12 protein-coding genes are annotated in these 16,169 nt (G+C 53.2%); 4 read left to right on the top strand and 8 right to left on the bottom strand.

All coding sequences use genetic code 11. The annotated features are described in order from the left end of the window. Position 1: 1 nt before the first annotated feature. From AC6HVW_RS06715 to AC6HVW_RS06700, 4 genes are all read right to left on the bottom strand, one after another. The gene (locus AC6HVW_RS06715) at positions 2 to 904 is read right to left on the bottom strand and encodes a carbamate kinase (protein ID WP_071682974.1); all 903 of its coding nucleotides are present in this window, start codon (positions 902 to 904) and stop codon (positions 2 to 4) included. Between the two features lie 70 nt (positions 905 to 974). Next, the gene (locus AC6HVW_RS06710; RefSeq protein WP_071682975.1) at positions 975 to 1,793 is read right to left on the bottom strand and encodes an oxamate carbamoyltransferase subunit AllH family protein; all 819 of its coding nucleotides are present in this window, start codon (positions 1,791 to 1,793) and stop codon (positions 975 to 977) included. Positions 1,794 to 1,836: 43 nt separating this feature from the next. After that, positions 1,837 to 3,102 (bottom strand): YlbE family protein, encoded by a 1,266-nt coding sequence (locus AC6HVW_RS06705; protein ID WP_059200053.1) that lies wholly within the window; start codon positions 3,100 to 3,102, stop codon positions 1,837 to 1,839. 9 nt (positions 3,103 to 3,111) lie between these two features. Further along, positions 3,112 to 4,779 (bottom strand): acyl-CoA synthetase FdrA, encoded by a 1,668-nt coding sequence (locus AC6HVW_RS06700; RefSeq protein WP_071682976.1) that lies wholly within the window; start codon positions 4,777 to 4,779, stop codon positions 3,112 to 3,114. Between the two features lie 364 nt (positions 4,780 to 5,143). On the opposite strand from AC6HVW_RS06700, the gene allD reads away from it, so the two are divergent. The 4 genes from allD to allE all read left to right on the top strand — a co-directional run bounded on the left by allD (position 5,144) and on the right by allE (position 9,665). Next, on the top strand, positions 5,144 to 6,193 hold the full coding sequence (gene allD / locus AC6HVW_RS06695; RefSeq protein WP_071682977.1) for an ureidoglycolate dehydrogenase: 1,050 nt from the start codon (positions 5,144 to 5,146) through the stop codon (positions 6,191 to 6,193). Positions 6,194 to 6,313: 120 nt separating this feature from the next. Further along, entirely contained in the window at positions 6,314 to 7,561 is a 1,248-nt protein-coding gene (gene allC / locus AC6HVW_RS06690) for an allantoate deiminase (RefSeq protein WP_071682978.1), read from the top strand. Beyond that, complete coding sequence (locus AC6HVW_RS06685; protein ID WP_071682979.1) at positions 7,558 to 8,835, top strand: MFS transporter; 1,278 nt, start codon at positions 7,558 to 7,560, stop codon at positions 8,833 to 8,835. Before allC ends, AC6HVW_RS06685 begins: the two co-directional genes overlap by 4 nt. A 44-nt stretch (positions 8,836 to 8,879) precedes the next feature. Further along, entirely contained in the window at positions 8,880 to 9,665 is a 786-nt protein-coding gene (gene allE, locus AC6HVW_RS06680) for a (S)-ureidoglycine aminohydrolase (RefSeq protein ID WP_071682980.1), read from the top strand. 743 nt (positions 9,666 to 10,408) lie between these two features. On the opposite strand, the gene AC6HVW_RS06675 is transcribed toward allE, so the two are convergent. The 4 genes from AC6HVW_RS06675 to AC6HVW_RS06660 form a co-directional block, all read right to left on the bottom strand. Then, positions 10,409 to 11,755, bottom strand: coding sequence for an MFS transporter (locus AC6HVW_RS06675; protein ID WP_071682981.1), 1,347 nt, complete (start codon positions 11,753 to 11,755; stop codon positions 10,409 to 10,411). Positions 11,756 to 11,886: 131 nt separating this feature from the next. After that, positions 11,887 to 13,230 carry a uracil/xanthine transporter gene (locus AC6HVW_RS06670; RefSeq protein ID WP_254698890.1) on the bottom strand — a complete coding sequence of 448 codons (1,344 nt, stop codon included), beginning with the start codon at positions 13,228 to 13,230 and terminating at the stop codon, positions 11,887 to 11,889. Positions 13,231 to 13,265: 35 nt separating this feature from the next. After that, positions 13,266 to 14,627: an allantoinase AllB gene (gene allB, locus AC6HVW_RS06665; RefSeq protein ID WP_071682983.1), complete on the bottom strand. Its 1,362-nt coding sequence runs from the start codon at positions 14,625 to 14,627 to the stop codon at positions 13,266 to 13,268. 74 nt (positions 14,628 to 14,701) lie between these two features. After that, positions 14,702 to 16,156, bottom strand: a complete 1,455-nt coding sequence (locus tag AC6HVW_RS06660) for an allantoin transporter (RefSeq protein WP_071682984.1) — start codon at positions 16,154 to 16,156, stop codon at positions 14,702 to 14,704. Between the last annotated feature and the right edge of the window lie 13 nt (positions 16,157 to 16,169).

Genomic DNA, 16,169 nt, shown 5'->3' with positions numbered 1-16,169 from the left:
ATTACGGCGTAATTAATGTCCCCGCTGTGCCTGCCAGTACCGACTCGATATCTTGCAGAGCACCGATATGTGCCACCTTGCCGCTACGCTGTACAAAGCGGCTGACCGCCATGATTTTTGGCCCCATCGAACCATCGGCTACCGCCATCGGGGCCAGCTCTTGGGTGGTGGCCGAGCGAATGGCTTTTTGCTGCGGCGTGCCCCAGTGCTGATACACCGCATCAGCATCGGTGAGGATCACCAGATGATCGGCATCCAGGGCTTCGGCCAGTAATGCAGAGGCCAGATCCTTGTCGATCACCGCTTCGCTGCCGATCATTCCCTGTGCGCTGGCCACCATCGGAACGCCGCCACCGCCGTTGCAAATCACGATGTGGTTTTTCGCCAACAGCAGATTGATCGCTTCAATATCGACGATCTTTTTCGGTTCAGGTGACGGCACCACCCGGCGTAGGTATTTCCCATCCAGCTTCATGCTCCAGCCATACTTTTGTTCCAGCTCGGCTTGCTGTTGCGGCTCATAAACCGGCCCGATAAATTTGCTGGGTTCCCGATACGCCGGATCTTCTCCGTCTACCAAGACGCGAGTCAGCAATGTGGACACCGGCTGAGCAGGATGGAACGCCCCTAGCTGCTGGGCCAGCATATAGCCGATCATGCCCTGGCTTTCTGCCACCAGAATATCGAGCGGATAAGGAGGAACATCGCGATAGGCCAGGTTTTGCAGCGCCAGCAACCCTACCTGCGGGCCGTTACCGTGCACGATGGCGATGCGGTATTTCTTGGCCAGCTTGCCAATGGCATCGGCAATTAGCGCAATGCTCTGGTATTGATTTTCTGCAGATAACACCGCGCCACGCTTTAACAGGGCGTTGCCCCCCAAGGCAATAACTAACGTTTCCATTCGGATATCCATTTTTTAAGTAATAACAGCCCATACCGAACGACACTTGGTATGGTTTTGCGCTGATGAATTAATAAAGACGATTGATAACCATGACGCCCAGTAAAACGCCCAATAGCGTGTCCGCACCGGAAAAATGGCCGGTTGCCAACATGTCGTTGATAGCCGCGGGCAACTCTTGGGGCCTGAGTAAGGCATGTGCCAGAAGTTGTACCGGGGTGGAGAAGATCCCCTGCTCGGCAAACTGCAAATAGTGGACGCTGACCAAGGTGGTCAACTGGTTTAAAGGTTGGCTGGCGGCAAAAAAGGACGGCAACCTTACGACATCCACGCGGCTATCGAGATGAGCCGCCAGCAACATGCCCAGCACCGTGTCATCATTGCTTGGCGTCAAGCCAGGGCCTTTGCCAAGCACGAGGCTCCAGTCTACTTTCTGCCCCAACAACCAGGCGGTAAAGTGCTGCTGTAGCTCGCGAATTTCCAGGCAATGCGGTTGATCAACGAGGCTATCCAGGCGGCCAAACAGGCCGGTCTGGGCGTCAACATCGGCGAGCGCGGCAGCCAATGGCGGCAACGCAATTTCTCCACTCACCTTCAGGCAGAGATCCAAACACCTTCCCTGGCGGTTGATGGCAATGTCCTCCAGTTCAATCCCCGTCGCTGAAAGCTGGCAATGCTGGGCTGCAGGCAGGCTATCAAAGATTTCGTCGAAGTCGTCGTCGCCAATTTCCCAGCCCATCGGGCTAAGCCCACGCCCTTCACGGTGCAGCGTCAACAGCCGATCGTTGGGCGAGAGAAAGTTGATGGCATTGTTGAAACGCCCCACGCAGCGTAACGGGCCGTAATCTTGCGTGGCATAGCGGCTAATGGCTAATGCGGTAATGTCCATAACTTGCTCCCTAGCCCGGAGTCTCCTCCGGGCGAACCGGTTGTTACGCGCTGATGCCCAGCTTTTCTGCCAGCGCTTCGATGGCTTTTTCAAAACAGCCTAATGGAGCACGCACGGTACCGGCACCAATCTGCCCAACCCCGGCTTCACGGTGGGCAATCCCGGTGTTGATCAACGGCGTAATACCGGTTTCCACCACCCGGCGGGCGTCCAGCCCCAGGCATGCGCCCTGGAAGTCCCAGGTTGGGATTTGCAGCATCATGTTGCGTTCCAGGTAAATCTCGGCCATCTCTTCGGAGATATCGGTCGCGGCACTCATGCCACCGGCGGCACCGACAAAGCGGGTCACGCCAGGCGCAGCGACCATGGCCGCACCGCCAATGCCGAAGGTTTCAGTAATGGCGCTGTCGCCAATATCCGGGTTGGCGTCGGCCTGGCTATAGCCGGAGAAGAACAGGCCTTCCGGCGTATTGACCGGCGCGGTAAACCACTGGTCGCCCATGCCGCTGATCTTGACGCCAAAGTTTTTGCCGTTACGGGTCATCACCGTCACGATGGTGCCTTGCTTAATCTCGGCCCCGGCATCCATGGCCGCCTTGCAATAGGCCATCGCCAGGTTGAGGAAGAACTGATCGGTGATGCTGAGGAATTGCATGACCTTGGCCAGTTCAACGTTGTCCCGCTCAAGCAGGCTGATTTTCGGGGCCAGCAGACGCATCAGCAGCGCCGACGCTGCGATATTACGCTGGTGGAACTCGTCCCCCATGGTGATGGCCTGAGCCATGACGGCGGTGAGGTCAATCCCCTCATCGAAGGTGGCCAGCACTTCTTTCAGTACCGGTGCCAGTGAGTCACGCATCCAGCGCAGGCGCGCCTGCACGTCTGGCCCATAGGCACCAAAGCGCATCACCTTACCGATCCCTTCGTTCAGGTTGCAGTAGGCATGGTTACCATGAACGGTGTTTTTCACCACCACCAGCGGCATATGCGCCGAGGTGATGCCACCCATCGGGCCAACGGCACTGACGTTATGGCAAGGGATAAACTCAATCTCGCCGTTCTCCAGCAGCGCCAGCGCCTGTTGCTCGCTGTCAGCCCACTGCTCAAACAGGCAGGCCCCAATGCAGGCACCGCGTACCGGGCCGCTCATTTCCGCCCAGGTGACCGGCGGCCCGGCATGCAGCAGTTTTCTCCCCTGTGCCAACTGCGGGATCAGGTTTTTCGCTAAATCAACATCCTGCCAATGTGGGCGGGCTTCACGGATCCTGGCGATAACGGCAGCGTTTGCTTGTTCAATAGTTGCGGTCATATCAATCCCTTACTTTAAATTTTTCAGTATGTTAGCCAATCGTTGATTACCACCGGCCACCGGGGCCCATTGGTAATGCACCACTGAAATTTCGTTGGTTTGCAGATCGTCGGCAAAGCTACGCAAGCCTGCATTGATCACGGAAACACCGGCCAGCATGGCGGGTGCGGGTTCGTTAGTACCCAGCGCAGGAGGGGCAATTAACTGGCAGGCCAACGCTACCGCTTCAGGCAACGAATTCATCACGGCAATGCCCGCCTCGTTGAGCGTGGCAATCTGTTTGGAGCGCTGCTGGGGATCTTGTTCGGTGCCTGTCACCGTGGCGATAACTGCCAGCGGATGGGCCGCACCACGCTTTTCGCGTACGCGTTTGACTTCGGTAGCCAAAGAATCTGCGGGGTCTTCCTGGGCGCCATAGCCAATCACCACATCCAGCAGCAACACGCCAATCTGCGGCTGCTGAGTAAGGCGAGCGATTTCCTGATTACGGGTAGACGGGTCGATCATCGGGTGCGGTTTACCCTGGGTGTAGAAATCGTCCCCCATATCGATAATGCGGTGCCCGTCGGCGTTGAGCATTGAGCCATGCTGATGCTTGCTGTCGGCCTCCACGCCCAGCCGATCGGCCAGCAACATGGCGCATTCCGCCGCCAGCGTGCCACCGGCATACAGACCGGAGATTTTGCCACCGCATACCGCAGGTTGCTGTGCGGCCATTTGCTGCACGTTTGCCAACATCGCTGCCAGGCGGGCGGCTTCATCCAACGTCGCGGCAAAGGTGATGTTATCTTCCTGCTTCAGTGCGTTCTTGGCACCAAGGAACAACGCGATAACCGGCTTGCCAAGGGTCTTCATCTCATTGATAACCCGTTGACGTACCGCTTCGGCCGGGGGCTTGGAGACAAACGCCAACACCTGGCTTTGCGGATCGGCCGCCAACATACGCAGTGCGCTGATAGCGCTGATGCCACCGATTTCGGCGGTTAAATCACGCCCACCCAAGCCAATGGCATGAGAGACACCCTGCCCGGCCAGGGTAATTTGTGAGGTCAGCTCCTGGATACCCGTTCCCGAAGCGCCAATGATGCCGATCATGCCTTTAGGAGCGACGTTGGCAAAGGCCAGCGGTGCCCCGGCAATATTGGCCGTGCCGCAGTCTGGCCCCATCACGATCAGGCCCTTGTCACGCGCCTTGGTTTTTAGCGCCACTTCCTGTTCAACGCTGACGTTGTCGGAAAACATCATCACGTTGCAGCCATCGTCCAGTGCCTGATCGGCCAGTTGCGCGGCATATTCCCCGGCAATGGAGATCAGCACCATATTGGCATCCGGCAGCTTCTGCCGCGCCATGCGCCAACTGCGTGCCTTGAGCAGGCGTTTACCCCCCTGCTGCCCCTGGGCGATGGCTTTCAACGCCAGGTCTAACGCTTCACCGATTTGTGCGGTGATGCTGTCATCGGCAGATTCCGCCTTGATCGCCACGCAAATATCATTGGGAGTCGCTTCACTAAATTGCGGATGCCAGAAGCCGGTCGCTTCAAGTAAGGATTTATTGGCCGGCGTCCCCATCATGACCGATATTTCTTCGACGTTGGGTGATTCACTGAGCTTACGGGAAATTAGCATCAGGCTGACGGAATCCTGAAAGCTCCCTTTTTTTATAAAAGCATGGATCATAGTGATATCCTTAAAACAGCATGTGAACTTCGCAATGGGCGTTCTCAGATATTTTTAGTCACCTAGTTATTTCAAACCCCATATTCTTATTGGCCAAGCTACAAATAAAACCCGTTGACGAAGGTGAGTCTCATCACACTTTGCCCATTGTTAGAAAAAATCATCAAGTCCAGCGGGGATTAATTGAATTCAATCGTCAGAAAGACGGCGCTTTGTTAAAAATAATCTAACAATGGTAATGCCATTCAACGAAAATTTAAGCCAATAAAATAATAGCCGTCTGGATCACATTATTACAGCCCCAGGTTTATACAGTAGGCGTTAGAGATAGTTTAAATAAACCGTAGTAATGAAAGGACTGTCTATGAAAGTCTCTAAGCAGCAACTGCATCAACTGATTCAAAATAAAATTCATTCTGCAGGCCTAAGCCAGGAACACGCCGGGATTGTCGCGGACGTTTTGGTCCATGCGGATGCGCGCGGGATCCATTCCCACGGCGCGGTGAGGGTAGAATATTATTCTGAACGCATCAGCAAAGGCGGCACCAATAACAACCCGCATTTCACCTTTGAAAAAACCGGCCCTTGCAGCGCAGTTTTTGATGGCGACAACGGTGCCGGGCACGTCGCGGCCAAACTGAGTATGGATCGCGCCATCGAAATGGCGAAAGAGAACGGCGTAGCGGTGGTAGGCGTTCGCCGCATCGGCCACAGTGGTGCGCTGTCTTACTTTGTGCAACAGGCCGCCCATGCGGGCATGATTGGCATCTCAGTGTGTCAGTCGGATCCGATGGTCGTCCCTTATGGCGGCGCAGAGGTCTATTACGGCACCAATCCCATCGCTTTCTCGGCACCGGCCGAAGGCGACGACATCATGACCTTTGATATGGCCACCACGGTTCAGGCCTGGGGCAAGGTGCTGGACGCCCGCTCACGCAACGTGCCAATCCCGGATACCTGGGCGGTAGATAGCGAAGGCAAAAACACCACCGATCCTTTCGCCGTCAGCGGGCTGTTGCCTATCGCCGGGCCAAAAGGTTACGGCCTGATGATGATGGTCGATATTCTATCCGGCGTGTTGCTTGGCCTGCCGTTCGGTAAACACGTCAGCTCGATGTATCACGATTTAAGCGCAGGCCGGGAATTAGGCCAGTTGCATATCGTGCTCAACCCAAGCTATTTCACCAACGAAGTGATCTTCCGCAAACATATCAGCCAGGTAATGAGAGAACTGAACGAAATCAAACCGGCACCTGGCGTGAAACAAGTGCTCTATCCTGGCCAGGGTAGCCATATGCGTGAAATAGAAAATGAAAAGAATGGCATCGATATTGTTGACGACATTTATCAATACCTGATTTCTGACGATATTTACCAGCGTTCCTACGACCATAAAGATCCGTTTGCCAGTTAATCGTCAGATTAATTAAATCAGGCGGAGAAAAGCTATTTTCACCGCCATTTTCCTTATCAACCCTCCCGACAAAGCTGAATTGGCGCATGTCTCAGGGACGTTACAAGCAGGCAGATAAATATGAAGAATTTCCAACAAGAAATTAGTGAAACTTCTGGCTGGTTATCCAAGATCGGGGCAGATCCCAGCGGTGGCATGACGCGCTTGCTGTATACCCCTGAGTGGGTGGAAGCCCAACAGGCGTTGAAGCAGGCTTTTGAAACCGCCGGTCTGACAACCTCTTTTGATGCCGTCGGCAATTTATCCGGCCGCCTGCAGGGCAGCAAATATCCCGATCAGGTGATCCTTTCTGGCTCGCATATCGATACGGTCGTCAACGGCGGCAACCTTGATGGTCAATTTGGCATCGAAGCCGCCTATCTGGCGATCAAACATCTGAAAGAGACCTACGGCGCGCCGTTGCGCACGCTGGAAGTCATCTCGCTGGCCGAGGAGGAAGGCAGCCGTTTCCCTTACGTTTTCTGGGGCAGTAAAAACATTATCGGCTCCGCTCGCCCGGAAGAAGTCAAAAGCATCTGTGATGCCAAAGGCGTGAATTTCGTTGACGCCATGCATAGCGCAGGCTTTGACTTCCGCCCGCAAGACCAGCCGCTGCGCAAAGATATCGCCGCCTTCGTTGAACTGCATATCGAGCAGGGCAAAGTGTTGGAGACCGAAGGAAAAACCATTGGTGTGGTCACCAGTATCGTCGGCCAGCGCCGCTACGATATCAAACTCAAGGGCGAGGCCAACCACGCAGGCACTACGCCGATGGGCTACCGTAAGGACACCGTTTATGCCTTCAGCCGGATCTGCTGCGAATCCATCGCCAAGGCCAAAGCGGAAGGCGACCCGCTGGTACTGACCTTTGGCAAGGTCGAGCCCAAGCCTAACACCGTCAACGTTGTGCCTGGTTTCACTCATTTCACCCTGGATTGCCGCCATACAGACAAGGCAACGCTGCTGCGTTTTACTCAAGAAATCGAAACCGATATTCAGCGCATCTGTGCCGAAATGGGCATTGAGGTCGAGATCGACCTGTGGATGGATGAAACGCCGATCCCAATGGACAAACAGCTGCTGGCCTGCGTCAGCCATCTGTGTGAAAGCCATAAGATGAACTACCGCATGATCCACAGCGGTGCTGGCCACGACTCACAGATTTTTGCCCCACACGTGCCGACGGTGATGATGTTTGTGCCAAGCATTGCCGGTATCAGCCATAACCCGGCGGAAAAAACCGAACTGTCCGATCTGGCCGAAGGGGTGAAAATTCTGGCGCATACCTTATATCAACTGGCCTATACCGAGCAGGGAGCCCGCCTATGAGCAACAGCAAAACCGCCTCCAACACCGGGTTTGATCCGCTGTACTGGAAAAAAATCGTGGTGGTCCTGTGCCTGGGCTGGGCGGTGATCTGGATTTACCGCACGGTGCTGACACCGATCTTCCCTGAGATCCAGGCGACCATCGGCTCGCATTCCAACGCCGAGATGGGTCTGATCGCCAGCTTCTACTTCTTTGCCTATACCGGGATGCAGATCCCGGCCGGGATCCTGGTGGATAAGTTCGGCAAAAAGGTGGTGCTGATCCCAGGCTTTTGCCTGTTCATCATCGCCACCTTGCTGATCGGCAACGCCACCAGCCTGACTATGATCTACGCCGGTAGTCTGCTGGCCGGCATGGGCTGTGGCTCTTACTATGGCTCGGCTTACTCGCTGTCATCAGAAAACATTCCGTTGGAACGCCGTGGTTTAGCCACCGCCATTATCAACAGCGGTTCTGCGCTGGGGATGGCCATTGGCCTGATCGCTTCCAGCCTGCTGGTGAAAAGCATGGGGATGGACTGGCAAATCATGCTGTTTATCATCACCGGCCTGCTGGTGGTAATGACGGTGGTGTTCTTCCTGGTGATCAAGGGGGGCTCCTACACCGCTTCTCTGGCCGCCAGCCCGGCGGCCTCTGCGGCCACGACTGTGGAAGAGACCGAGGAAGCCAGTGGGTTGTTCAGTCTGCGGATGATTTCCGCCTACGTGATGTATTTCGCCACCTGCTATGGCTACTACATGATCGTGACCTGGCTACCTTCCTTCCTGCAACAGGAACGTGGGTTCGAAGGCGTGGCCATCGGCTTCTCTGCCGCACTGGTGGCCTTTGCCTCCGTGCCCGGGGCGCTGTTCTTCAGCCGTATGTCTGACCGTTTCCGCGCCAAGAAAGTGCAGTTGATCATCTTCTTGCAAATCTGTGCCGCCGTGACGCTGGTCTGCACCGTGATCTCACCGGACTCCACTACCCTGCTGGTCAGCCTGATCCTTTACGGCCTGCTCGGCAAGCTGGCGGTGGATCCGATCATGATCTCCTTCGTGGCAGATAACGCTCCGAAGAAAGGCTATGGCACCAGCTTTGGCGTGTTTAACTTTTTCGGCATGTCCTCTTCGGTGATTGCTCCATTCCTCACCGGGGTGATCTCCGACAGCACCGGCTCCAAGGTGATGGGCTTCTATATCTCGGCCGCCATCCTGCTGATCGGCACCGTGATCTTCTTTACCGTCAACGTATTGATGAAACAGAAAAACAATCGCCAAACGGCGGCACAAGCATAATTTTTGTTGTAGGGCTGAGGCCCTGACTAATCAGGAGAATTAACGTGGGTTATATCAATAATCAGATTGGCTATCCAAAAGATATCCTGGCTTCGCGCTCCATTATCAAACGCGACAACTATGCCGTGATCCCACCCGATGGCCTGGTGCGTAACATCATTCCTGGCTTCGAGAATTGCGACGTCACCATTCTTGCCACCCCGAAACTGGGCGCCACTTTTGTCGATTATCTGGTGACGCTGCATGATGGCGGCCGTAACCAGCAAGGCTTTGGTGGTGAGAATATTGAAACCTTGGTCTACGTTATCGAAGGTAACATCACCGCGTCAGCCGACAGCACCGATTATCCACTCACCACCGGCGGCTATCTGTATTGTCCTGCCGGTGTGATGCTGCGCCTGGAGAATACCAACGGCGGCAAGCCAAGCCAGCTGTTCCTCTACAAGCGAGTCTACAACCGCATCAAGGGCTATGAAGCCCATGTGGTGAGCAACAACGTCAACAAGCTGGAAAAAATTCACTATGAAGGGATGAGCGATGTGATCCTGCAAGATCTGCTGCCTAAGGATCTGGGGTTCGATATGAACATCCACATTCTTTCCTTCAAACCAGGTGCCAGCCATGGCTACGTCGAGACCCACGTGCAGGAACATGGGGCATATATTCTCAGCGGTGCTGGGGTGTATAACCTGGATAACGAGTGGATCCCGGTCAAGAAAGGGGATTACATCTTTATGGCCGCCTACGTTCCACAAGCCGGTTATGCGGTGGGCCAGGAAGAGTTCAGCTATATCTACTCGAAAGACTGCAACCGCGACGTCGATTTCTAACCCCGCTTCAAGGCCACGTTGAGTTTCGCGTGGCCTATTTGATTGAAACAGAGTCTTATTACTCATTCAGCAATCAATATTTCCCCTCACCCCAACCCTCTCCCACAGGGAGAGGGAGCTGTTAGCCCCTACTCTTTTGGAAATAAAGAAGTCACCTCAGCAAACTCGATCGCCCCTTCAATCAAGCTGAATCTGCCGGTGCTCATGAAGAATCACGATACTTTCAGCCCAACTCGATCGGTCCCCTCTCCCTGCGGGTAAATAATTCATCTTAGCAAATTCGACCGCCTCCTCATTCGAAGTGAATGACTACAACTTCATACATACTCGATCGGTCCCCTCTCCCTGTGGGTAAATAATTCATCTCAGCAAATTCGACCGCCTCCTCATTCGAAGTGAATGACTACAACTTCATACATACTCGATCGGTCTCCTCTCCCTGTGGGTAAATAATTCATCTTAGCAAATTCGACCGCCTCCTCATTCGAAGTGAATGACTACAACTTCATACATACTCGATCGGTCCCCTCTCCCTGTGGGAGAGGGTTAGGGTGAGGGGTCAATACCGGGTCACCTGTTATTCACCCCACTTTTAATATCGCCACCATAACGTATCTTTCTTCACCATTAGGCAATAAAAAAACCATACCCATCTGCCAATGAAATAGATCACCACATAGGCAGAGAGAGCATGGTTTTTTATCAATCGGAGCGACTATCAGTAACCGATATGCTATCGGCTATTATTTATTAACCAGTTTTGCCGGAACGCTATAAGTCAGTATTGCCCCCAGTATCATCATACTGGATAGCACACACATCGCGACCAGATTACTTTCCGTAGTATTTTTAAAGTAACCAATAATATAAGGAGAAATAAAGCCCCCTATATTGGCAATCGAGTTAATTAACGCTATCCCAGCGGCAGCGCAGGTACCGGTAAAGATAGCATTTGGCAAACTCCAGAACAGGGGCGAAGGCACCAGGCTGGAGGCGACGGCAATACATAATGCCACCATTACGATGACTTTATTATCTGGGAACAGGCCGATAAAGATCAGCGAAACCGCAGCAATACAGAAAGGAACAATAATATGCCAACGCCTTTCTCGATGTTTGTCAGAGCTGCGCGCAGCCATTAGCATAGCGATAACGGCCAGCATATACGGCAGCATGGTCAGCAAACCAATATCCAACACCGAGCTTACCCCCGTATCACGGATCATGGTCGGTACCCAGAAGGCCAATCCCCCTTGCCCCATCACCGTACAGAAACAGATCAACCACATTTTAGTGAAGGCAGAAGACTTCAACATGGTCTTCATTGTCCACTCCTGCGCTGCACCATCGGCACCTATCTTTTTCGATGTTCCCTGCACCATATCTTGGGTGATCATCTCTTTTTCTTGTGGACTGAGCCACTTAGCACTCTGATAGGTATTATCCAGGAAGAAGAAAATGACGACCGCAATCAGTAATGCACGCGGCCCACTGATAAAGAATAACCATTGCCAACCGGACAGCTCAAACATGCCATTCATGTTTTCAATAATCCAACCGCAAAGTGGCCCCCCAATGATGTTACTTACCGGTATTCCGCAAACAAACAACGCCGTCATTTTTGCCCGCTGGCTTGAAGGGAACCACAGTGTCAGATAGAGGATCACCCCCGGATAAAAGCCGGCTTCGGCTAACCCCAGCAGGAATCGCGCCAGATAAAACTGTGTGGGATTGGTAATGAAAATACTCAGCATTGAAATCGTGCCCCATACCAACATCAACAGGGCAATGACTTTCCGCGCACCATACTTACTCAGTAAGATATTACTGGGCACACCGGCGATAATATAACCAATAAAAAATACGCCAGCACCGAGGCCATAAACCGCCTCCGCCATCGACACATTACCTTGCAGAATATCCGGCATCATTTGGAACTTTGAAAATGATATCCCCACGCGATCAAGATAACCGACGATATAGCTAATCAGTAATATCGGCATAATTCGCCAGGCTATTTTACGGTAGAGTTTAGCCTTGTCGGGACTGGCCAGAATAGCTTGATCAATCTCAGCATTATTGGTCGCCATATCGGATCTCCTTGGTTGGCATCCTGCTATTTCAGATTTTATTTCAGTGTAATTGGATTAATTCGCCCTGATTATTAAAGACAGGGCGGTGGGAATTTAAACAACATTGATTAATTGCTGTATTATAAAGGCTAGCGTGGTTTCACCTTATCCCACGGAATACTATTCTCAACCAACACCGCCAGCAGCACGCCAATCAACAAGCCATTGCTGAATAGCGGCCTGATGGTGATCGGTACCCCCTGCCAGAAGGAGGAAGGCATACTCATCAGGAATACGCCCAAAAACAGCGGTAGCGCCAGCCGATAAATGTTGCGGCTATTCAGTTCGATCTTGTTGATAAACAGCACCGAGGAGAACAGCAGAGGCAGATAAGAGGCCAGCATAACGGCACTGCTGACCGTGAGCGGAATACTGCAGAAAAATTGCGCTAGCGGCGTCAACATCCCCACCAGCAGGAATACCACGCTGCCAATAATAAACGAGCGCTGGCTGCTGTCTTGTGTCTGGGTCAGCAAGCCAATGGAAGAGACAAAAGGCGAGAATGGCACCACGCCCAGTGGTGCAGCCAGGCAGGTCAGCCCACCTGAGACCATAAAGCTACGCCGGAACAAGCTTCTGCCCGCCGGGCCGTCCGCATAAAAAATATCGGTGCCGCGGATGGCGGCAAAGTTATTCGACACGTTGACCAAACCGGTCAGTATGGCGCTAATCACAATCCCCCAATGCAATTCCTGCGGCCACCCAAGTGGGAACAGCACCCAATCGCTGCCCGTGATCGGCGCACCGGTGGGTGCAAACCACCAGCTGTAAACGCCCCATCCAACCAGGGTGCCGATTAACAGCGCATATTTGCCGATCGCCCGCGGTAAAAAGGCAATAATGGCGATAATCAGCAGCAACACCGTCAACGCCCAGTAAAAGGCCGGGTAGTTAATGGTCACGACGCCGGTATAGACGCCAAAAGGTAACCCCAGCATCCCTTTCATGAAGATGGTGATTAACTGCGCCCCCAGCAAAAACATAAACGTGGCCATCACCGCAGGACGGAACAGGCGTGCCAGGTGGAATCCCAAGCCGCTAACCCCAATCAGGATGGTCAAAATGCCAGAGATCAGGATCCCCACCGCAAGGCTGCCACCAATTTCTGGCAGCGGCGTGCCGTTGGCCGCTTCCGCCAGGGTCAGAGTTAAAATGGTCACCCACCATAAACCCGTTGGCCCTTCCATAATGGCTCGACGATGGCCCAAAAACACCTGCGCCAGGCAGGCCAGCGCCGTTGAGATAAAGGTATATTGGGTAATACAAAAGGTCACACCAGCGGAGAGGTTGAATGCCGATTGCAGGGTCGGCGGGATCACCACCGTATTGCAGAAAATGAAAAAGAACCACTGCAAGCCCGATAACCAACTGCTACGACTGGCACATAACCCGTTCATGGGGGCTTCCTTCATATCCAATATCTCATCATTCATGCGCCCGCCCGGTGACGGGCGCTGATTAACATCTGTTATTGCTGATGTTTAAGCACAAATTTACCGATCGGACGAACGCCAAAGCCCGCCTTGATATCGTAAATCACTTCGCCACGCAGGAGGGTTTTAGCCACCCGAGCGTTGATTTTACGCCCCACATACGGGCTGACCTTATGGCGATACTCGAGATCGCCGGTTGCCAGTACGTAGCTGCTGTTGGGTTGAATGAACACCAGGTCGGCATCTTTCCCCACAGCAATGCGCCCTTTATGCTTCAAACCAAAAATATCGGCGGCGTTAGTCGCCATCAATTTGGCAAACACCGGCAGTGACATGCCCCTTTTCTGCACCGCTTCATCGAACATGATATCGACGCAGTTTTGTATCCCGGCGATCCCACCCCAGGCCTGCATGATATTGCCCGCTTTCATATCCGGTGGGCATGGCGAGTGGTCAGACACAAGGCAGTCGATCTCACCGTTAAACAGCTTATCCCACAGCCCTTTTTGGTTCTGCGCATCGCGGATCGGCGGTGAACACTTGGCCAGGGTGCCAATTTCCTCAAACTGGTCGGTATCCAGCACGAAGTAGTGCGGGCAGGACTCACAGGTGACCTGTTGCCCTTCCAGACGAGCGCGAGTCACTTCTGCCACCCCTTCCGGGCTACTGACGTGGCAAATATGCAAGCGGCAACCCGCGACCTTGGCCAGATACAGCACCCGGCGGATCGCTTCAACTTCGGTAAATACCGGGCGAGAGGCAACATAATCGTGTGCCGTTACGCGTCCTTCCGCCTTGGCCTCTTCCCCCAACGCATCGCAAATCAGGGCGTTTTCTGCATGCACCGCCACCAACTGATCCAGCTTGGCCAAGGTCTGCAACCCTTTGAAGTATTCAAAGTCGTTCACGTCGCGGAAGTCATTGCTGACGCTGCGATCGCCACAGGTCGCTACGAAGCATTTATAGGCCACCACGCCAATCTCATCGAGTTCATGCAGCCGATCCAGGTTGTAGGAAACCAGGCCACCAAACTGGGCCGCATCGATGGTGAGCTTGCCTTCTGCCGCTGAGAACTTCATTTCTATCGAGGCTCTGTCCACCGTGGCTGGCAGTTGGTTGAGCGGCATTTCGACCATGGTGGTGATACCGCCCTTGGCCGCAGCACGCGTACCGGTTTCATACCCTTCCCAATGGGTACGGCCCGGTTCGGACATATGCGCATGGGCGTCGATCATGCCCGGTGCCACCACCATTCCGCTGGCATCAATCTCCGTTTTAGCGCCGGTAAGACCATTGCCGATGGCAGCAATCTTGCCCTCTTTAACCGCAATATCGGTAATGATGGCATCATGTTCTAAAACAACCTTACCGTTCTTGATAATTAAATCATATGACATAATCATGCTCCTTCGTGAAATTAAAGTATCATATTATTACGCTTAGGGTTATTGACTTCTTTATCATATTCACTTCAGGTATATTCTTGCCGATTAACTACTGTTCTACTTTTGAGTAGCGCATATAAACAGAATGCGCTGATAACGCCAACAAACCAGGAAACCCGCGATAACGGTTCGAGTATCTCAATGAACTTACCGCCCAACGACAGCAATACGGCAAACAGCGTTACAACAAATGCTACGCTGTTAAAGCCGTTGTCGTAGTATTTATAATTACCGGGTTCGATATATAAGGTGTCTAGGTCGATCTCGCTGCGCATCACGATGAAATAATGCGCCATCATCACGCCAATCACCGGCCCTAAAATTCCGCCGATCACATCCAGGAACAGGTAAATACTTTCCTGATTCTCCATCAGTTTCCACGGGCAGATAATCAGGCTGATGATGCTGGCAATCACCACGCCATTTTTGTAGGTGAGTTTTTTCGGTGCTATGGCAGCAATCTGGTAGCCCGCAGGGATGATGTTACCGGTCGCATTGGTGGAGATGGTAGTCATCAGGATCACCAGCACCGCAAACACCGAGGCGAAAATACTGTCCCATTTCTGCACGATATCCAGCACGTTCCAGGTATCTACCCCGTAATGAATACTGGCCCCGGCCAGAATACTGACGCTGGCGACGGCAAACAGCAGATAGCCAACCACCAATCCTAGCGTTTGCCCCCAGGCCTGCTGGCGGAAGCTGCTGGCATTCTGGGTAAAGTCCGAGGCGCTGACCGCCGGAGCAGCCCATACCGCTACCACCGCATTGATTACCACCAGGAACATGAAGCCGCCATTATTGGTCGTTATAGCATTGGCCGGTACATAGGCGATGATGTTGTCCAGGCCAGCAATGGAGATGGCCCAAATGGCCATGCCGCCAAACACTACGTAGATGCAGGGGTTGAGGATCGCGGTAAACTTGTTAAGAATGCTGCCGCCACCCAGGCCGATAGCCACGTTAACCGCCCAGAAAATCAGGAAGGCAATCAACCCAGGCAGGCCGATCCCCAACAGGTTGAAATCCCCACCCAAGGTCAGAAACTGTGGCCACAGTTTGCCGATCAGGATCAGGAAGGCCAGCGAGCCTGCGTAACACTGCAAGCCAAACCACATGATGGCGGCCACGCAGCCTCTGAGGATCCCTGGAAACAACGCGCCACGCACGCCATAAGAGGCACGTAGGATCATGGCAAAAGGAATACCGTATTTCGAACCGGCAGCGCCGTTCATCACCATCACAAAGGCAATAATAAAGGCGCTGAGAATAATGGCGGCCATAATGCTTAAGGTGGAAAGCCCAAGAATAAAGAAGCCCCCGACGGCCACATAGTTGGGAACGTTATGTACCGAACCCATCCACAAGGTAAAATAGTTAATTCCCTTCCAGGTTTTTTTATCCGCTTCTTTGGGTAATAGATCCTCATGATAGCCGCGCCGTTGGTAAATCTCTCTCTGCTTATTGCTAATAGATTCCATGACAGGTCCTTCT

The organism is Serratia sp. NCCP-200 (genome assembly GCF_059697885.1).
The sequence above is the reverse complement of the archived record's forward strand: the minus strand, read 5'-3'. Positions and strand labels throughout refer to the sequence as shown.